Annotated in this window: 19 protein-coding genes; 12 read left to right on the top strand and 7 right to left on the bottom strand. The window is 62.1% G+C overall.

Features of this window, described 5'->3' with window-relative positions:
* Positions 1-71: 71 nt before the first annotated feature.
* From J3S28_RS09125 to J3S28_RS09080, 10 genes are all read left to right on the top strand, one after another.
* Entirely contained in the window at positions 72-854 is a 783-nt protein-coding gene (locus J3S28_RS09125) for an MlaE family ABC transporter permease (protein WP_237341386.1), read from the top strand.
* Between the two features lie 4 nt (positions 855-858).
* Positions 859-1,941 carry an MlaD family protein gene (locus J3S28_RS09120; RefSeq protein ID WP_207839826.1) on the top strand — a complete coding sequence of 361 codons (1,083 nt, stop codon included), beginning with the start codon at positions 859-861 and terminating at the stop codon, positions 1,939-1,941.
* On the top strand, positions 1,938-2,948 hold the full coding sequence (locus tag J3S28_RS09115; RefSeq protein ID WP_207839824.1) for an MlaD family protein: 1,011 nt from the start codon (positions 1,938-1,940) through the stop codon (positions 2,946-2,948). The genes J3S28_RS09120 and J3S28_RS09115 overlap by 4 nt, the downstream gene beginning before the upstream one ends.
* Positions 2,945-3,937: an MlaD family protein gene (locus tag J3S28_RS09110; RefSeq protein ID WP_307796988.1), complete on the top strand. Its 993-nt coding sequence runs from the start codon at positions 2,945-2,947 to the stop codon at positions 3,935-3,937. The genes J3S28_RS09115 and J3S28_RS09110 overlap by 4 nt, the downstream gene beginning before the upstream one ends.
* 1 nt (position 3,938) lies before the next feature.
* Entirely contained in the window at positions 3,939-4,982 is a 1,044-nt protein-coding gene (locus J3S28_RS09105; protein ID WP_207839820.1) for an MlaD family protein, read from the top strand.
* 11 nt (positions 4,983-4,993) lie between these two features.
* Positions 4,994-5,986, top strand: coding sequence for an MlaD family protein (locus tag J3S28_RS09100; protein WP_237341344.1), 993 nt, complete (start codon positions 4,994-4,996; stop codon positions 5,984-5,986).
* Complete coding sequence (locus J3S28_RS09095) at positions 5,983-6,942, top strand: MlaD family protein (protein WP_207839816.1); 960 nt, start codon at positions 5,983-5,985, stop codon at positions 6,940-6,942. Before J3S28_RS09100 ends, J3S28_RS09095 begins: the two co-directional genes overlap by 4 nt.
* 48 nt (positions 6,943-6,990) lie before the next feature.
* On the top strand, positions 6,991-7,650 hold the full coding sequence (locus J3S28_RS09090) for a hypothetical protein (protein ID WP_237341343.1): 660 nt from the start codon (positions 6,991-6,993) through the stop codon (positions 7,648-7,650).
* Positions 7,651-7,726: 76 nt separating this feature from the next.
* The gene (locus J3S28_RS09085) at positions 7,727-8,791 is read left to right on the top strand and encodes an oxidoreductase family protein (RefSeq protein WP_237341342.1); all 1,065 of its coding nucleotides are present in this window, start codon (positions 7,727-7,729) and stop codon (positions 8,789-8,791) included.
* Positions 8,792-8,834: 43 nt separating this feature from the next.
* The gene (locus J3S28_RS09080; protein ID WP_207839812.1) at positions 8,835-9,926 is read left to right on the top strand and encodes an ABC transporter ATP-binding protein; all 1,092 of its coding nucleotides are present in this window, start codon (positions 8,835-8,837) and stop codon (positions 9,924-9,926) included.
* 20 nt (positions 9,927-9,946) lie between these two features.
* Here J3S28_RS09080 and J3S28_RS09075 read toward each other — a convergent pair whose 3' ends face one another.
* Positions 9,947-11,260 (bottom strand): TetR/AcrR family transcriptional regulator, encoded by a 1,314-nt coding sequence (locus J3S28_RS09075; protein ID WP_207839810.1) that lies wholly within the window; start codon positions 11,258-11,260, stop codon positions 9,947-9,949.
* 150 nt (positions 11,261-11,410) lie between these two features.
* On the opposite strand from J3S28_RS09075, the gene J3S28_RS09070 reads away from it, so the two are divergent.
* The gene (locus J3S28_RS09070) at positions 11,411-12,175 is read left to right on the top strand and encodes an SDR family NAD(P)-dependent oxidoreductase (RefSeq protein ID WP_207839808.1); all 765 of its coding nucleotides are present in this window, start codon (positions 11,411-11,413) and stop codon (positions 12,173-12,175) included.
* On the opposite strand, the gene J3S28_RS09065 is transcribed toward J3S28_RS09070, so the two are convergent.
* The 5 genes from J3S28_RS09065 to J3S28_RS09045 form a co-directional block, all read right to left on the bottom strand.
* Positions 12,136-12,645, bottom strand: coding sequence for an HNH endonuclease signature motif containing protein (locus J3S28_RS09065; RefSeq protein ID WP_207839806.1), 510 nt, complete (start codon positions 12,643-12,645; stop codon positions 12,136-12,138). The genes J3S28_RS09070 and J3S28_RS09065 overlap by 40 nt on opposite strands.
* Before the next feature lie 16 nt (positions 12,646-12,661).
* On the bottom strand, positions 12,662-13,879 hold the full coding sequence (locus J3S28_RS09060; RefSeq protein ID WP_207839804.1) for a DUF222 domain-containing protein: 1,218 nt from the start codon (positions 13,877-13,879) through the stop codon (positions 12,662-12,664).
* Between the two features lie 57 nt (positions 13,880-13,936).
* Entirely contained in the window at positions 13,937-14,947 is a 1,011-nt protein-coding gene (locus tag J3S28_RS09055; RefSeq protein WP_207839802.1) for an NADP-dependent oxidoreductase, read from the bottom strand.
* Positions 14,948-14,973: 26 nt separating this feature from the next.
* Positions 14,974-16,212: a TetR/AcrR family transcriptional regulator gene (locus J3S28_RS09050; protein WP_307796985.1), complete on the bottom strand. Its 1,239-nt coding sequence runs from the start codon at positions 16,210-16,212 to the stop codon at positions 14,974-14,976.
* Positions 16,213-16,274: 62 nt separating this feature from the next.
* Complete coding sequence (locus J3S28_RS09045) at positions 16,275-17,081, bottom strand: SDR family oxidoreductase (protein WP_207839798.1); 807 nt, start codon at positions 17,079-17,081, stop codon at positions 16,275-16,277.
* Between the two features lie 202 nt (positions 17,082-17,283).
* Between J3S28_RS09045 and J3S28_RS09040 the strand changes: the two genes are divergently transcribed.
* Positions 17,284-18,606: an oxygenase MpaB family protein gene (locus J3S28_RS09040; protein WP_207839796.1), complete on the top strand. Its 1,323-nt coding sequence runs from the start codon at positions 17,284-17,286 to the stop codon at positions 18,604-18,606.
* Between the two features lie 139 nt (positions 18,607-18,745).
* On the opposite strand, the gene J3S28_RS09035 is transcribed toward J3S28_RS09040, so the two are convergent.
* On the bottom strand, positions 18,746-19,375 hold the full coding sequence (locus tag J3S28_RS09035) for a TetR/AcrR family transcriptional regulator (RefSeq protein WP_207839794.1): 630 nt from the start codon (positions 19,373-19,375) through the stop codon (positions 18,746-18,748).
* Positions 19,376-19,400: the final 25 nt, after the last annotated feature.

Below are 19,400 nucleotides of genomic sequence, written 5' to 3'. Positions count from 1 at the left end.
CAATGCAGTCCTTCACCCGTGCACCCGGCCGCGCCCTGGGCGCCGTGCAACGCAGCATCCGAAATGCCACCATGGAGTTCGGTCAGATCGTGATCTTCATCTGGAAGACGCTGACGCTGCTGCCCAAAACGGTTCGTCACTATCGGAAGCAAACCTCCAAGACCATGAACGACATGGCCTGGGGAAGTGGCTCGCTGATCGTCGACGGCGGCGTCATCAGTCTGATGTTCTTCCTGGGCACGGCCGTCGGCGCGGTGGTCGCGATCCAGGCCTTCATGGCCTTCGACCTGCTCGGCTTCGGTGCCTTGACCGGAATCATCGGCTCCTTCGGCAACATCCGTGTCATAGCGCCGATCATCACCGGTATCGGGTTCGCGGCACAGGCGGGTTGCCGAATGACGGCCGAGATCGGCGCCATGCGAATCTCCGAAGAGATCGACGCGACCGAGGCAATGGGCTTGCAGGCCATCCCGTTCGTGGTGGGGACGAGGTTGATCGGTGGGATGCTGGTGGTCCTGCCTGGATACCTGATGGCAATTGTCGTCAGTTTCATAACCGGTGGGCTGATCATCAAGCTGTTCCACGACCAACCAGGTGGTACTTACGACCACTACTTCGCCCAATTCGTGAGCCTGCCGGACCTTTTCGCCTCGGTGGCAAAGGCGTTGGTCTTCTGTGCCGTGGTCACCTTGATCCACTGTTACTACGGCTATTTCGCGAGCGGTGGTCCAGCCGGGGTCGGCGCCGCCTCGGGACGGGCGATCCGGGCCAGCCTGGTCGCCATCGTGGTGCTGAACTTCTTGATGACCGTGGCGATCTGGGGTCTCAATCCAGACCTCCCGTTCAAGGGCTGAGAACATGGCTGTTTATTCATTCCAGGATTTCGTCCGCGGAGATTCCCGCCGACAGCAGCGTTCGCTGGGCGTTGCCGGAGCCGTCGCAATAGTGGTGGTGATCGTTGCGGTGCTGATCGGAGCGTGGGTGTACCCCGCCGTGACGGCGCCATCCGGTACTCGGGTTCAGTTCGTGGTGCCTGCCCTCGGCCCGGGTGTCGAGCCCGGCACCAAGGTGCTGCTCCACGGAGCCGAGGTGGGTGAGGTCACCGAGGTGTCCGCCAAGAACGCGGACTCGGTGACCATCGCAGTCGTATTGCAAAGCGCGAGTGCGTCATTGATCACTGACAGTGTCGAGGTCGACTTCCGGCCCGAGAACTATTTCGGGGTCACTGCGGTGAACCTCGCCGATGCCAGCAGTGGCGTGCCACTGGCGGATGGTCAGGTCATCAGGCGGTCGGCTGCGCCCGACTTCACGATGTCGACGATGCTCGAGCAAGGTTCTCTCGTGATCGACGGAACCCTGACCGAGTCGATGATCTCAAGTTTGGACAAGGTGGTCCGATACGCGGACGGACTGGCTCCGCTGATCCGAACCGGCATCGTGGTGGCCGACTCGGTGGCTCGCGCGCAACGCGAGTTGCCGAGCGTGCTGATGAATCGGATGAACGATGTGCTGGCCGAGTTCCCCGCGTTCAGTCGCGAAGCTGCTGGTGCGCTGTACTCGATCTACGACAGTGCCTACAACCGGCGTCCTGATGGCTCGATCGGTGTCGACGATGCCTTCATGGACGAGACCGACCAGGCTCTCCAGGTTGCCGCCAGTGATCTGTTCGGCAAAGCGGGCGCTCTGCTCGCCTCGCACGATTCAGAGCTGGTCCCGCTCACGCAGTTGCTCAAGACGTTGACAGACCCACTGCCGGCCATCATCGGCTCCGGCGCAACCATCGACAAGCTGATCACCGCTGTGACACAGGTGGAATCGGCATTCACCGGGACGCAGGAGCAGAAGACGTTGCAGTTGCGAATCGTATTGGACGATCTGCCGGGCCTGGCCGGCCCACTGACTCGAGCAGGCGCGTTCACACGTGGAGGAGGGGCCCGATGATCTCACGACATGGCGTTGTGCTCATCGCCGTCAAGCTGGTGGCCGTGGGGGCGGTGACTGTGTTCCTGTTCATCCTGGTCATCAACGCCATGCGCAACCCCGTGGACACGGAAACCCGCGGTTACAGCGCGGACTTCACCGATGCCTCCGGATTGCGGGAGAACGGTGACGTCCGGATGAACGGGTTGCGGATCGGAAAGGTGTCGGACGTCGAGCTGGAGCAAACGCCCGACGGAGCGGTGGCGAAGGTCGAGTTCTCGTTGGAAACCGATCTGCAACTGACAGATTCGTCCACCTTGTCGATCAAGTATCAGAATCTCACCGGCGTCCGATATATCGATGTGGACTTGGGCGAGGCCTCGGGCCCCAGGGTGTCGCACCTGTCGACCCGGTCGACGAACCCGTCCTACGACATCACCGAACTCTTCAACGGGTTGCAACCGGTGCTCTCGACGATGAACACCAGTGAGATCAACGCGTTCACCGAGAACGCGATCTCCCTCTTACAGGGCGATGGACGAGGGCTTGGACCAATGCTCGACAGCACTCAAAAGCTCGCCGAGTTCGCAAAGGATCGTCAGCAGGTGATCTCCACGTTGATCACGAACATGAGCCGGATCTCGGACGTGATGGGTGGCCGCTCCGAGGCGGTGGTCGGATTTTTGGAGGCGGTGAACATTCCGATGAGCAATGCGATGACCGTTCTCGACGAATTCCCCAAGACTGCGGCGACGGGACCGGCCCTGGTGGAGCTCGTGGAGCGACTGCTCGTCGCCCTTGGCATCTCGGAGGACCTGGACGTCAATGTCTTCTTGAAAAACGCATTCCACTCGCTCGAGGAGGCCGCCGGGTCGCTACGGCTACTACCCGGCGCCCTTGCCGGATTGAAGCTACCGGCAGCAACTTCACGCACGCCGACCACGTGCAGTAACGGGGTCGCGGCGCTGCCCACCGATGTGGGCGTCCTGCTGGCCGGAAATGAGGTGGTCCTGTGCAACGCCAAGTGAATAGATCGCACCGGGGTCTGCGGTCGATCTGGTCCAACGACGTGGTCATCGGAGTGTCGGTCGTGGCTGTCGCGGTGATCGTGCTGATTGCCTTCGGCCTGCTGTACATGCGCCCCCCGAACCAGAAGACCATCACCTTCGAGACAACCGACGCCTCGGCAATCACAGTGGGTCAGGATGTGCGCGTCGCGGGCATCAGCATCGGCACTGTCTCCGATATTGCGATGGAACCGAACACCGTGAAGGTGTCGGCGCGAGTGGACGATACGACCTTCGTGGGGGATCAGTCCCGGATCGAGGTGCGGATGCTGACGCCGGTGGGTGGGTACGCGATCAGCCTCGTCCCGCGCGGCGCGCAGCAGAAGTCGGATGTGCTCATCCCCACCGAACGGGTCAGCGTCCCCTACTCGATCGGTGACGTGCTGCAGAGTGCGCCGACCGTGACCGAGGAGGTCGACGCCTCGACAGTGCAGGCGAACCTGGACCAGGTAGCTGATGCGCTGAACGGCAACTCGACGTCGTTGACGTCCATAGTCGACGGGCTGAACAGCATCACAGGAGTGTTCGAGCGGCAACGTGGTCAGGTCGATCAGATAGCCGCCCTCGCTCGCGAGTATCTGCACACCTTCGAAGCGAACCGCCAGTTCGTATTCGAGCTGATCACCAAGATCGACACGGTGGTGAACACCTATCTGAACAATGCCGCGGGGTTCAACTACGCGTATCTGTTGCTCGGAAATGTCCTGTCCAAATTGACGCCGTTCATGAAGTTCTTTCTCGAGAACTCCGACCTCGTGCGGACTCATGTCGAGGGCCTGAAGTCAACGGTCGCCGACATCCAGCAGAACCTGGGACCGGCGATCGACAATCTGCAGTCGCTACGCGGACAACTGGAACAGTGGCTCGGCCCTGACGGGATGAAGCAGTTCGGTGGCGGGAACCTCTGGACATCGCAAGTGTGTGTTCCGATTCCGGGGCGGGAGTGCTGAGATGAAGAAATCTGAACTGACAAAACGAATCGTCGCATTGGCCGCGGTGGTGGTGACGGTAGGCGGCGCTGTGACGACGGTGCGCTACCTGAATGCTCCGCAGGCATCCGCGGCAAGTGCGCAGGGTGGCTCCGGATTCTGCGCCGAGATGGCCGATTCCATCGGGCTGTACGAAGGAAACCCGGTGACTCAGATGGGATATCAACTCGGTTCCGTCACCTCGATACACCCGCTCGGCGACCACGTGAAGGTTGTCTTCGAACTCGATGCAGGACGTTCATTTCCCGCCGATGTGCAGGTGGTGACCAGATCCAAGTCTCTGCTCGCGGATAGGAGTCTCGAACTCGTCGGCAACTATGCCGGTGGCCCGACACTGAAATCGGGCACCTGCGTCGAGATGGAGCGGACCCACACACCGAAGAGCATCTCCGAGATCACCGGCTCTGCATCCGACTTCATCGAGGCACTCTCGGCCACCGACGAGGACACCGTCGAATCGGCCATCACCGGTCTGGACAAGGCGCTCGATGGCACCGGCACCAACGCCAATTCGATGATGCGGCAGGCCGCCGCCGCGGCGCGCAACCCCGAACAGGTCACCGCAGACATCGGCTCCTCCATCATGAACATGGCGCCGCTGACCGAGGACGCGCTGGCGCACTGGGGCGAGATCACCTCCATCCTCAACCAGATGCCTTCGGTCGCTCGGCTCGGAACGACGCTGTTCGGCGATGTTGCACGCTTTGACCGAGGTGTGGGCTGGCTGGTGGCGACGATCTACGACATCCAGCGCAACTACGGCGACGATCTGTGGCCGCTGATGCAGGGGGGTGTGGCCGATGTGATCCATCTCGCCGCCACCCGGGCTCCGGATCTCCAACAGCTCTACGCCACAGTCCCTTCCATCGCGGCGGTGCTGAATCAGCAGGAGGCGTCAAGTGGTCTCTCCGTTCCGTACCAGGCGCCCACTGTGAGCGTTAAGGGGAACAACGTGCCCGCAACGAGCATTCTCGACGTGATCCTGCAGACGGCTGGGCAGCGATGACCATGAACAAGATGACAAGAGCTCTGGGGCTGGCTGTCACCGCCGCTGTGGCGATCGTGACGGCAGGGTGCTCGTTCGGCCCCAACGAGCTGCCCTCGGTGCGCGCGGGAGTCAGCAGCGATTACGAAGCGACGCTCGAGTTCAGCAGCGTGCTGAATCTTCCACCTGGCGCCGATGTGGTGATGAATGGGTTGCGGGTGGGTCAGGTCCAGGATCTGAAGCCGGGCGACAAGGGGATCGACGTCACGGTGGGGCTGACCGATGACATCAAGGTCCCCGCTGATGTGCGAGCCATCATCAGGCAGAACACGCTGCTGGGAGACACGTATATCGCACTGACCCCGGGCAGCGAGCCTGCGGTCGGAGCACAGTATCTCGCCCATGGGGGAGTTGTTCCCGTGGAACGAACGACGTCTCCCCCGCAGTTGGAGGACACGATCGCGGTCCTGGCGTACTTCGTGAACGGTGGCAGTATCCAGAAGGTCCAGGACACCATGGCGACCCTGAACAAGACGATGCCACCGCCGGACGACATCAGGAAACTCGCGTCCGTGGTGTCTGTCGATCTGAGGGATCTCGCAGGCAACACCTCCGAGATCGACCGGACGCTCCAGGGTTTCAACGACGTCTCGCTGTCGGTGACCGACCGGAGTGACCAGTTGCGAGCCGTCTTCGGTGACGAGGGGGTCTACTACTGGAAGCGGGTCGCCAAGTCTCTCGTCGGCCACATCAGTACGCTCCTGCCGTCGGTGGGCAGCATCTTCGAGGGCGGACTCTGGCTGATACCGATGCTGAACTCGTTGGCCGACACCGCGGAGGCCGGACGGGGCACGTGGGACCGCGCACCTGAGGTGACCACGCAGCTGAGCAATTTCTTGCGGACGACGTTGTTGCCGTTCTCCGAGAACCCTTCGGTCAACATCACCTCGGTGCGTACCGACGGCGGAAAACAACTGATCGGCGATGCGACAACGATCCTGCGAATGCTGGGAGCAGTGCGATGATCACCCGGACGAAGATCTCAGTGCTGGCCATGGTTCTTCTGGCAGTGTCATCGGTGTTCTACATGACCCGCGTTGGGCTGCACGTCGATGCGCTCAGCAGCACCAGGAGTGCTTCGATGGTGGTACCCGACACCAACGGGCTGCTCGCCGGGTCGAGGGTCCTGTTGCGTGGGGTGCCCATAGGTCACGTGACCGACCTCGAACCCGCCGCGGAGGGCATCGATGTGACGTGGGACTACGACGACGAACGAAAAATACCGATCAGCAGCGCATTCCGCGTGGACAATCTCTCGGCCCTCGGTGAGGCTTATGTGTCCGTGTTGCCTTCTTCTATCAACGGCCCTTTTCTGGACGACGGCGATGTCGTTGCCAGGGAACAGGTGTCGACGCCGACAACGTTCAAGGAATTGTCCGAAAGGCTGACCGATATCTTGGGCCAGGTCGACCCTGACCAAGTTCAGGGCATCTTCAAGACACTGGATGTCGGCCTGCCCGACGACGTGCGGGTGATCGGTGATCTCAATCGTGCCGGTACGTATCTCGCGGAGGAGTTCACACAGCAGCAGGACAATCTGGTGACACTGTTGTCGACACTGCAGCCCTTGCTGATGCGATCGGGTGACATGCCGGAAAACCTCCGGGCGACGGCGCCGCTGATGGCCGACTTCGGTACGGGGTTCCAGGATCTCCTGAACTCGGTGCGAGACGCAACAATCCGCGGACCGCTGCTGGCCGGTATCCGAGACGGCGCGAGTCCGCTGTTCACCGAGCTACAGACGTTCCTGGACCTGACATCGGCTGACCTCAACGTGATCGGGGTGAACCTGCTTCCGGCGGCGAGTGCCGGTGCTGCGTCGCTACGCACCGTGGACATGGGTCGCATGCTCGACAAGGTCCTCGCCGCGACCTCGCCTCAGGGTGCGGTGACCATCACCATCCCCGCCGGCGCGAACTGACCGGCGCCAACCGAGAAACTGACGACAGAAGGAAGGAAGGTGGCGATCATGAGCAAGGGAACATCCGTAGCGGAGATCACCAAGGCCGACGACAATGTGGAGGACCGCGAATCCGCGGTGACGACAACGGCAGCTGAACCCGCACGCGGCAAGCAGGCGGCCGCGGCGAGGTTCACCGACCGTCCGATTCGGTTGAAGACCATCCTGTCGGTCGTGCTGGTGGCAGGATTGGTCGGGCTGAGTGTCTTCTTGGCGTGGCAGTGGCGCTCGACATCGGAAGATCTCAACAGCTTCGAGCAGAGTCAATCAAATAATGCTCGGGCAGAGAAGATTTCACTTGATTACGCGACCGGCGCCGCTGAGATGAACTTCCAGAGTCCTGATGAGTGGCGCGGTCGGCTGACGGCCGGGACATCACCCGAGCTGTCGAACCGGCTAGAGCAGGCGGCAACGTCCATGGAGCAGTTGATCCAGCCGTTGCAGTGGTCATCCACCGCGTCGCCGATCGCAGCCAAGGTCGAATCCGTCACCGATGGGGTGTATCAGGTCGTGACGTTTGTCGATGTACTGACGAAGAACACTCAGACGCCGGACGGAACGTCGTCGACCGCGACCTACAAGATGAGTATCGACAGCAAGAACGGTTGGGTCATCACCGAGATCAGCGGTATGGATGCGGCAATCGACCCGGCGAGCGCGCCGAAATGAGCTGGTCGAGCGATGGCTCACATCGTCGTCAGAATGTGATTGACATCATGTTCATACGCTCTGTATGGTCACCTCTATGAACGAGTTGGCTGCCACGAACACGTTGCCCAGAGCGGTTGAGGATGTGACTCCCGAGTGGCTCAGTCGTGCATTGTCCAAGGGCCGCGCCGCGGTTCGGATCACGTCGATGAGCGTGGACAGAATCATCTGGGGATCGGCGACCAAGGTCTTTGCGACCCTGACCTTTGATGGCGATTCGCAGGGGGTGCCGGATCGCGTCTGCATCAAGGGCGGGTTCGACGAGCGGAGCCGGGCCTTCGGGCTAGGGGCGGCGTATGAGCTCGAGGGCAACTTCTACCGCGACCTGGCGGCAGGATTCGGTGCGGAGGTACCGAAGTGCTACTACGCAGAAGCTGAACCAGAGCAAGGCATTGTGATTCTCGAGGACCTCACTCTCCGCGGTGCAGAGTTCGGGGACGCGACTGATCTGTGGTCGATCGACGACGTGGCGAACACCCTCGCCGTGCAGGCGGCGTGGCACGCGCCGCTGTGGGGGAGCGCGAAAGGCGATCACACGTGGTTGCCTGTCGGATGCCAGGCTGCGCGGGAGGCATTCACCGTGATGCTGAGTCCGGAACAGTTTCATCCGCTCATCGAGCGCGAGGAGATTCCCGAGCTCTCGGCCGGACTCCGTGACGATGCGCGTGTCCGAGCGGGTTTCCGGGCGTTATGGGAACACGACGACAGCTCGGTCCACACCATCAACCATGGCGATGCCCACTTTGGGCAGCTCTACCGGGTGCCCGGACAAGCGCCTGCGTACCTCGATTGGCAGACTGCATGCCTTGCGCCCTGGGCACACGACGTCGCCTACTTCATGGGATCAGCTCTGAGCGTACCTGACCGCCGCGCGAACGAACGAGAGTTGTTGCAGCACTACGTCGATGTGTTGCATTCTGCCGGTGGTCCGGCGATCCGGCAGGACGACGCGTGGCGTGAGTATCGCCTCCATACACTGCATGGTTTTGCGTGGATGTGTGTTCCGACCGTGATGCAGCCCTCGGAAGTTGTTGCTGCAATGGCGGCCCGCTACGCCGCTGCCATCGAAGATCACGATCCGATCGGTCTCCTCCTGGGCTGACCGCCAGGGTAAGTGTCATGGAAAGTACGGGAGGGACATTTCAGTGGGTGTTGAGGTCAGTGTTGAGGGGCTTACGAAGTCGTTCGGGTCGCAGAACATCTGGCGGGATGTCTCGCTGACTCTCCCGATGGGTGAGGTGAGTGTGTTGCTGGGCCCGTCGGGTACGGGTAAGTCGGTGTTCCTCAAGTCGTTGATCGGTTTGCTGCACCCGGAGCAGGGTTCGGTGATCGTCGATGGCACCGACATCACGAAGTGTTCTTCGCGTGAGCTGTATGAGATCCGTAAGTTGTTCGGTGTGCTGTTCCAGGACGGTGCGTTGTTCGGGTCGATGAGTTTGTTCGACAACATCGCTTTCCCGCTTCGTGAGCACACGAAGAAGAAGGAAGACGAGATCCGTCAGATTGTGATGGACAAGATCGAGTTGGTGGGTTTGACCGGTGCGGAGAACAAGCTCCCCGGTGAGATCTCCGGTGGTATGCGCAAGCGCGCCGGCTTGGCTCGTGCCCTGGTGCTGGATCCGCAGATCATCTTGTGTGATGAGCCGGACTCGGGTCTGGATCCGGTGCGTACGGCGTATTTGTCGCAGTTGTTGATCGACATCAATGCGCAGATCGATGCCACGATTTTGATCGTGACCCACAACATTCAGGTCGCTCGTACGGTGCCGGACAACATCGGGATGCTCTTCCGTAAGGAGCTGGTGATGTTTGGTCCGCGTGAGGTTTTGTTGACCTCGGATGAGCCGGTGGTCGAGCAGTTCCTCAATGGTCGTCGTATCGGGCCGATCGGTATGTCGGAGGAGAAGGACGACGCGCAGCAGAAGCGTGAGCAGGAGATGGTCGACGCGGGGCATTCTGATGGTGGTACTGCCGAGGATGTGCGTGGCATTGTTCCGCAGCTGCAGGCGACGCCGGGTCTGCCCGAGCGTAAGGCGGTCGGTCGTCGTCAGGCCCGTGTGCGGGAGATCCTGCATACTCTGCCCGAGCCTGCCCAGCGTGCGATCGAGGAGAGTTTCGAGGTCGAGGACGCCGCGCAGGAGAACCAGCGCGAGGCCTACCGCACAACCCAGCAGCAGCACTACGGCTCAGAGGCCGAGACCGAACAATTTCCAGCGTATCGCGCTGCCCCGGTGTGAGTGCGCGGCCGATTCCGGTGTCAGCGTCCGTATATCGTTGCCACGAGCAGATTTCCGAGCATGGCGGCAACGGTGGGAGCGTCCTCCAGGTGCTTCTCCCCGGCGAGTGACCCCGCGTAGCTTCTCTCGATTGTCCAGACGAGTACTGCTGCGAGTTCGCCCGCCGGGGGGCCTTCGAGTGCGAGACCTGAGGCCCGGTCGACTTCGATCGCTGATTCGAGGGCGTCGGCCATCGTTGCTATCGTGCCGAGATAGACATCGCGCAACTCGGGCCGCCTCGGCCATTCGTGGATCGCGTTGCGTACCACGGCGAGGGACCCCGGATCGAGGTCCAGCCAATTCTGCACCAGTGCACCGGCTTTCGCCGGCTTCGAACGATCCATCGCGGCAAGCGCGGAGAATCCGCCGGCAATCGACACGGCGATCTCTTGGAATAGTGCGATGAACGCGGCTTCTTTGCTCCCGAAATAGAAGTAAAAGGTCGCCCGGGAAATGCCGGATCTCTCCAAGATCTTGGCAACGCTGAGGTCGTCGAGGGATGTCTCCGCGAGCAGTGCCTTCGTCGCCTCCAGGATCACCGATGCCGTACCGGGTTCACCGGCTGTGGGCGACGTCTCGAGGTGCGGCGTCAGTGGCCGTTCGGGATCCTGGGAGGGGGCTTTGACTCGTTGCGCACGCGGGCGGCGACGCAGGCGGCTCTTGGGTCGCGCTGTGCCGTAGATGGCGGCGAAGACGAGTTCGATGATGGAATCGACAGCGGATTCGGGGCCCGGAAGCCGGGGGTCCAGTCCTCTCGTTCCGACGTAGAAGGTGCGCTGGAGAGCGCACACCAGAACGGCGCCTATGGTGTCCGCGGGAAATCCCTCTGGGGCATTGCCATTTGCGCGTTCGTAGGTGATCTGCTCGGCGATGGCCGACACGAACTTGTCCAGGGTGGAATTCCATGCGGCGGCGAGCGCAGGCTCGCTGTGCATGTGTTCGATCGCCGCACAGATGACGGCCCCGTGCTGCGACCACATCTCGATCGTCCGACGAAGAGTGGCGTCCATCGCTCGCGCCCGAGACTTACCCAATTCGGCCTGCCATGGTCCCTCGGAGTAGGTCTCCTCCAAGAACCGGGACAACATGGCGATCAGTACGTCGTACTTCGAAGCGAAGTAGTGGTAAAAGTTCGCACGTGATACCCCGGCGCGGGCGATGATCTGCGCGACGGTGATGTCCTGCAGGGATGACTCACTCAGCAGCTCTTCGGTTGCTGCGAAAACAGCGACCTCGGCCTTGGTCTGGCCATCGTGGGCACGGGGGCGGCGGCGGACCGCTGAATTGTCACTCACGTTCTGAGGATAGCGAATGTCTGGACACGATGACTGGACACACACGCATCGTGGCGACGAAGAAGGCGATTTGATCGCTGCGAATTGCAGACGCAGTGTTCGGTCACTATGTATGGTTGGTTCGTATCGCAATCGGCGGCAAGGAGTGTCATGGGTTCGTTCGAGGGAAAATCGATAGTGGTGTCGGGTGCGGGAGGTGGGATCGGAGCCTCGATCGCCAGGCGTTTCGCTGCACAGGGCGCGCGTGTCGCGGTCGCTGATATCAACGAAGCAGCAGCGAAAGACCTTGCTGCCGCCATAGGCAACGACGCGGTCGGACTCGCCGTCGACGTACGAGATGCCGCGGCATTCGAAGACGTGGTCGGCGCTGCCAAAGAGCGTTTCGGCGGACTAGATGTTCTCGTCAACAACGCGGGCGTAGCGGTCCTGGCACCCATTGCTCAGATGAAGGCAGAAGACTTCGATCGGATGATCGACGTGAATCTCAGAGGCGTCTTCAACGGGATCCGGGCGGCGCTGCCGCACCTGACCGACCGCGGCGGTGGGGCGATCGTGAACGTTGCGTCGTCGGCCGGCACGAACGGTATGCCCATGATCGGCGGGTACGCGGCCACCAAGGCTGCTGTCATCAATTTGACCAAGACCGCCGCAGTGGAACTCAGGCCCCTCGGCATCCGCGTGAATTGCGTTGCCCCGGCGTTCGTGAAGACAGCACTGTCCGATGACTTGATGGACGCTTTTCAGGAGGCGTCAGGGGGTGTGGATGCGCACGCGTTCTTCACGGCGAACCAGGGTCGCCTCGGTGTTCCGGAGGACGTGGCCCGCGCTGTCACCCACCTCGCCGAGGACGCGGGTGATTGGGTGACCGGCTTGACCTATGTGCTCGATGGTGGGTTCACGGCATCCCCGATGTGAGAGTGGGGGCCCGGTGGGGCCGGTGGTTCAATTCCGAGTTCTCGGGTGCGTTGTTGGAGTTGGGCTGTGCGGCGTGCGAGCATGACTTGGCGAGCCTCGATCAATGCCTCGTCGGGATGATGGGCACGGTTGACCCGCGGCCTCTGCTCGGGATCTAGGAATGCCGGCGGTATCCAGGCGCAGCGTCCGGCGTCGGGGCCGTCGGTGATCATGATCGTCTGCCACTGATGCTCACCCGGTCCGATCAGCTTGTGGTGCTGCGGGCATGCCGGGGCCAGGTAGGTGATGTCGGTGAGCCCACCGAGCATCCACTCCACGGTGTGGTGGGCTTCGGCCCACATCGCCGGAGCTGAGCATCCCGGGCATGAGCACCCCCGGTGCGCGGCAAACATCGCCAACCGCTGAGCCTCACTCGCCAACCGCTTCGCCCGACCCAGGAACAACGGTTCGTTGCTGTGGTTGGCGAACACCGCCAATGTCTTATCGCTACGCCCGAGCAGTTTGATGGGCGTCGCTGATCGGCAACACTGCGCCGGTCGCGGTGTAGACAACATCCCGCCCGTACGGCCGCATCGGGCCACCGGTCAACGTGGGCAACCAATCCGGGTCCTCCCACTGCGTCTGCGGACCGGCATACTCCGGCTCCCGCGCCGGTTCAGATTCTTGTTCAGGTTCCGGCTCCGGCTCAGGTTCTGGCTGTGGTTCTGGTTCTTTATCGTCTACGTCGTCGGCGGCATCTGCTTCCTGCTGGCGCAGGGCGTCGTCGAGTTGGTCTTTGGTCATGGTGATGATGAGCTGCACCGGCAACCCACGATGGGTCTTGCCGAGCTGACCCGACTCGAGCAGATACAACAGCATCGCCTTGAGAGCATCATGATTGCGCTGCGACTGAGTCCGCAGGTCCCTGTCCGCCGCCGCCTGCAAGATCGCTGGATCCAGGGCGGGATCGTCCGCGGCGCCGGACGGGGACAGCTCATCGTCGGGATTGTTCATCCCCGGCGCCGCCCACACCCCCAACATCACGTCCACCAACGCCGTCGTCGTCGGATCGAGATGCCCGGACACCTTCGCCATAAAATCCGTCGCCAGCTTACCCAGACCGAAACCCCGCTTCTTCGCCCGATCAACATCGTCAGCCAAGTGTCCGTCGGGATCGAGATAGTCCACAATCCGCTCACCGATCGTCTTCACCTGCCCCGGCGGATACTTGCGGCACAGATCCGCCAACGCCACCTCAGTATTTGCCCGCGCCACCGCATCAACCTTGTGCGGGATCGACGCCATCACCTCCAGCACCACCCCGACATGATCGAGATCGATCACCCCCGCCGCCAACGCCTGCGCTGTTTCCGGGAACCGCGGGCCGATCACCACACCACTCGGAGTCACCGACGGTGTCAACGCATCCATCGCCTCCACCCGGGCCCTGGCCGCACCCGGACGCATCCGCGTCATCGACGTCAACACCGCCGCCGGAGACGAACACCCCGCCACCGAATACGCCCGCCGCACAGCCACATCCCGCAACACCGGCAAACTAGCCGACTGCAACCGCCGCGCCGCGACCTCCAACCGCTCAGTCAACCGCACACACTCAGAATCAGACAACGCCGTCAGATCCAACCCAGCCACCAGAGCGATCGCAGCATCCAACCCCGCAACCGCACCCACCACCGGCGAATCGATGACAACACCATCAGACATACAGGCCCCCCAGCCCAGAAACACACGCAGACAACAACAACCTGAAAGGATTCGTCGTCAGAAAGTTTCTCTACCACCGACAGTACCTGAAGATTTCACTTGTGTCGAACACATGTTCCCATTCTTGCAGAAAATGATGAGAGGGCGCCCCCGCAGGCCGCCGGCTTCGACGAGGCGGTGCGCCCGGGCGGCGTCCTCGGGGGTGACCCTGGCCGCGACGTCAAGAAAGTCGAACGACCCTTCCGTGGCAAGGGAACTCAGTTCGAGTAGGCCGGCGGTGTCCTCGAGGCGGGCCCGGACCCATACTTCTCGCACCGAGATGCCTCGGCCCGCCTGCTCGCGAAATGTCCGCACGGTGGCGTAGACGCCCCCATCGCGGATGGCCGGGAACACGTCGGAGCCGATCAGTGCGGTGTCGAGAACGGCGTCGACCCCGCCTGGCACCGCGTCGACCACGCGCCGTGCGACATTCTCTCCGCGTTCGACAACCAGATCCGCGCCTCTACGGCGAATCGCTTCGTGCTCTGCGGGATTTCCGTCCGCAATGACTCGGAGGCCCGCTCGTTTCGCGAGAACGATGACAAAGGAGGCGAGGTAGCCGGCCCCGCCCGTCACCATGAGTGTTGCCCCGGCAGGCTGGTCGAGGACGTCGAGTGCCTCGAGTGCGGTCAGTCCGTTCATCGGCAACATGGCCGCCTGCTCGATCGAAAGATTCTCCGGGACAGGCGCAACCGCGGCCTGCGGTACGACTATGAGCTCGGCATGTGCGCCGCCCTCCGGACGGCGCGGCATCACGATCGCCATGACGGTGTCGCCGACCCGAAATCGATCGACGCCGGGGTCTACCGATTCGATGGTCCCGGCCGCATCCATTCCGGCGATGTACGGCGGTGCGAAGTCGGCGTATGCGGCGGCCACCAGACCACTACGCGTCGCGATGTCGGTTGGATTCACTGCAGCCGCCCGCACCCGGATCCGGACCTCGCCTGCTGCCGCCGGCCGGACGGTTACGGATTGCACCGCGAGCACGTCCGGGTCGCCGAACTGTGGGATCACTACTGCGCGCATTGGGGAACCTTTCGGTGGAGGGGTTGTCATCGACCGTAGATGGCCGAGGTGAGCAGGGCGCTCAACGACGAGATCACCTGCCCGAGATCGTCCAGGTGATCCTCACCGGCGAGGGCGCCGGCAATAGATCGTTCGACAGTCCAGAGCAAGACCGCGGCGAATTGGTCCGGTGGGGGTCCGGCGAGGGCGACCCCGTCGGTTCGGTCCTGGATCAAGATCGATTCGAGGATGTCGGCCATTGCTGACATGCCTTCTCGGTAGACCGTGCGAAGCTCCGCTCGTCGTGGCCATTCATGAAGTGCGCTCCGCATGATGGCCACGGCGTGGTCGTCGATCTGGAGCCACTCGGTCAGGGTGGTTTCGACCAGGGATGCGTTCGTGCGGTCGATGGTGTGTAGCCGTCGTAACCCGGCTGCGGCGGCTTCGGCCAACCCGCGATACAGCGCAGCGAACGCCGCGTTCTTGTTGTCGAAATAGAAGTAGAAGGTCGAACGGGAGACCTGGGCCCGTGCGGTGATTTTCGCAACGCTCACCTTGTCGAGTGGGGCTTCGAGCAGTAGAGAACGCAGGGCGTCGAGGATCGAATCTGCAGTGGAATCGGTCTGTTCGGCGCGCGCAGTCGATGTGCCATCGATCGCTCTCTCCAGGTGAGGCTGCGGCGAGAACACAGCAGCCGCGGGTGCCATATTTTGTGGCTTGCGGCCTTGAACCGCTGTGAGGGTGATCCATTCGATTGCCTCGACAGCGCTTTCGGGTGCCGGCAGGCGACGGTCGAGTCCGCGGCTGCTGACGTAAAACGTCCGCTCGATGCCGCACACGAGGATTGTCGCCATCGTGGCCGAAGACGCGGGAAAGGTGATCTCCTCGTGGATCCATTGCTGTGTAAGCTGCGCGGATACGGCGGTCACGAACTTGTCGAACGTCTCCTTCCACACCTGCGCCACCACAGGTGTCGTGTGCATCTGCTCGATGACCGCCCCGACGACGTCGCCGTGATCGGTCCACATGGCGATGGTGGGCCCGATGCTGGCGTGCATCGCCCGGGCCCGCGAGCGGCCTGGCTGGGCGTCCCAGAGCCCGGGCCCGCGATACGCGTTGTCGAGAACCGATGTAGCCAAAGCGACCAGGACATCGACCTTGCCGTCGAAGTGGTGATAGAAACTCGACCGGGAATGTGGAGTACGGGTGATGATCTCGGCTACGGTGATGTCCTGGAAAGGCTTGGTCTTCAACAGGTTTTCTGTGACCGTGAAAAAGGCTGCCACTGTGTCACCGGAGTCGCGAGACCTGCGCGGTGTTCCCGTCCTTCGGCTGACTCGCATCGCCGTCAACCGTTTCTGGAGGCACCGCAGCCGACGCCGCCGCCGTCCAACGGGATGATCGTCCCGGTGAGGTACTGCCCGGCGGCGGAGGCGAGGAAGATGCTCAATCCCGCGATGTCGTCAGGACGCCCGAGTCTCCCCAGTGGAATGGCACCCTTGACTCGGGCGAGCGCGATCGGGTCATCCATGACGAACTTCATCATCCGGCTCTCGAACGGCCCGGGGGCGATCGCGTTTACCGTTATCGACTCAGGGGCAAGTCTTTTCGCGAGATGTCTGGTCAGATGGTGGAGACCGGCCTTGCTGGCGCCATAACTGAAGCTGTCCATCTCCGGCACATTGATACCGTCGGTGGAACCGATGTTTATCACGGTCGCACGACCGGACTGCTCCGCCGAACGTCTCAATCCGGGCAGCAGTGCGACGGTCAGGTGGAAGACACCCTCGAGGTTGGTGTGCATCACCTTGTCCCAGCCGGCGTCGGGAAAGTCTTCCAGCGGTGCACCCCAGGTGACTCCGGCATTGTTGACCAACACATCCAGCTCGGAGCCGGTGCGAAGAATTTCGCTTGCGAGATCCCGGGCAGACGCCGGACTCGAGACGTCCCCGACGATCCCGGTGACCGAACCATCTTTGGACAGGTGTTCTGCCGCTTCCTCGACTGCCTCTGGCTTGCGCGAGGACACGACAACGTTCGCGCCGGCCATTGCGAATCCGCGCGCGATCATGTATCCGATGCCGCGGGTTCCGCCGGTCACGAGGACTCGGCGACCGGATACGTCGAACATGGTTGCTGTTGCTGTTGTGTCCATGGGAATCCTCGGGTTGGGGTTCGAGACTTCGCTCGCTCACGGTGACCATACACCGTGTTCGAACACTTAGATCGGACACGTTGACTGTGTTCTGGGACACAACTACCGTCACACATGGAACGAGATGCAGATCTCGCCGGAGGTCGATTCTTCGGCCGGCCGTCAGACACGAGATGAACCAGCACAAGGAGTTCGGAACATCATGACAACCACACAATCGACGCCTCGACGCGAGGGCTCTCTCGATGTTCCCGACGATTTGCCCCGGGGGATCGATCTGGGTCGGATCAACAACCGCAACGAAGCCTTGTTCAAATACGGTCGTGAATACACCGAGCGCATGACCGATCACGCTCTTCTCGGTGACGACCACGCCTATCGTGCATTTCTCGATTTCAAGGACAAGTCGAAGAACGCGACGTGGAAGATGTTCGAGCAAGCTCTCGATCACGGCATCGATTCGTTGGATGATCCTTCCGACGGTCTGGTCGGTCTGTTCCGGCAGCTCGATCACATTCCGGACTGGGTCGACTTCGATCAGCTCTATCGCGGCGCCGTCGCCTACTGGCGGGTCGGATCAGTGGCCGGAATGGTGCTGACGTATTCATCGATCGGCGCGGGATTCTCGATGTACAGCTCTACCAGACCGGTGTTGTTCAGCGGTCGGCTGAAAGATGCCGGCGCGGTGGGTGGCCGTCTGACGGAGAGCTTTCGCTATGTGGTCGCTGCCCATACGCCCGGCGGTATGCGCCGCGATCAGGATGGGTTCCGGCTGACGGCAAAGGTGCGGATGATCCACGCTGCGGTGCGTCACACACTCAGTCATTCTCCGCACTGGGACTGGGAGGCGTGGGGCCTTCCGATCAGCAATCTGGACTCGATGAACACCCAGGCCGGGCAGTTCGGCACCCAGTTCGTCGATGGTGTGCGCGCTTCGGGCATCAGAATCAGCGACAGAGAAGAAGAGGACATCTTTGCCTTGTGTCGATACGTGGGTTGGGTGATCGGGGTTCCGGAAGCGGTACTGCACACCAACCCGGACGACGCGCGCATGAAGGTGAACTTCCACAAGCTCATCGAACTGCCTGCTGACGATCTGTGCCGAGACGTGGTGAAGACCATCATCGAGTACAGCACCGAGAAGCCGCCGGGTGACGTGGAGATTCTGCCGGCACCCGTGGCGGCCTTCATGACCACCGAGCGTCGCCGGCATCTGGCGTGGGGACTCATTCAGACGTGGCAGCCCGAATACGTCAACGAGATGCTGGGTGTGGAACGTACACCGTGGCGGTTTGCCTTGCCTGCGGTCCGTCCTCTGGTCTCGGCCTTCGACAAGGTGTCACGGCTGCTGCCGCACGACGATGAGGCCAAGGCCTTCAAGACCTTGCAGGTGTTCAAGGGTGCTATTGCGGTACCCGAGGGTGACGGGAAATCGGCCGAAGTGGCTGATCCGGAGACTCTGACCGCTGACATCGCGGCCAACAAGGGCAAGGTTCCCCGCCGAAACCCCCTGACAGTGAGTTGATACTGCTCGTGCTGGCGAGGCGGCGCCGCGCCCGCCTCGCCAGCACGGGTTTCTGTAGTCAATAGATAAGATCGTGGGGCCGTTGTCGAAAAGCCCACCAAGATATGGATTTACAACCGCCGGCAGCGGCTACACGAGATTATTGACCGGCCTGAGGGTTCTCGGCCTGGCCCCGAGGGAGCAGGGCGGGAACGAAAAATTCTCTGAGCTTGGTCCGAAATCGATCGATGTCGCCCGCCTCGTCGCCTTGGCTGATGTGGAGCATCTCGAGTTCGGAGATCCACTCGCAGAGCAGGGGTAGGTCCAGGTCGGCACGAAGTTCGCCACGCTCCTGCGCTGCGAGGAGAATCGGTTCCCATAGTTCGCGGGTGAGCTCGACCGCTTTGCCGGAGGTCACCAGAAGCGAGTTCGCCAGCGCCATCGCCGCCGGAGAGACCAGCATGTGCACCATGGGATCCCGGAACCCGCGAGTGACGTTGTGGCAGATGCCTTCTACGATCTGTTCGCCGATGGTCGGCCACGCGGCGATGTGGTCCCGCGCGGGTCCGAAGTTCATCCGGGCGCGCCGGGCAACCGATGCCATGATCAGGCTGTCGCGATCGGAGAAGTAGCGATAGACGGTGGCGCGCGACAGAGTGGCTGCTCGGGCGACATCCTCCATCGTGGTCTTGCCGATGCCGAATTGCTCGAAACACGATTCGGCCGCCACCAAGATCGTCGTTCGGATCTCGGCCGTCGGGTCGTTCTCCGGCTCCTTGTCGTTGGTCACGGCCCTACGGTAGCGCGAGTCACGT

It is taken from the genome of Williamsia soli, from assembly GCF_017377795.1.
GTDB classification, from domain to species: domain Bacteria; phylum Actinomycetota; class Actinomycetes; order Mycobacteriales; family Mycobacteriaceae; genus Williamsia; species Williamsia soli.
The sequence above is the reverse complement of the archived record's forward strand: the minus strand, read 5'-3'. Positions and strand labels throughout refer to the sequence as shown.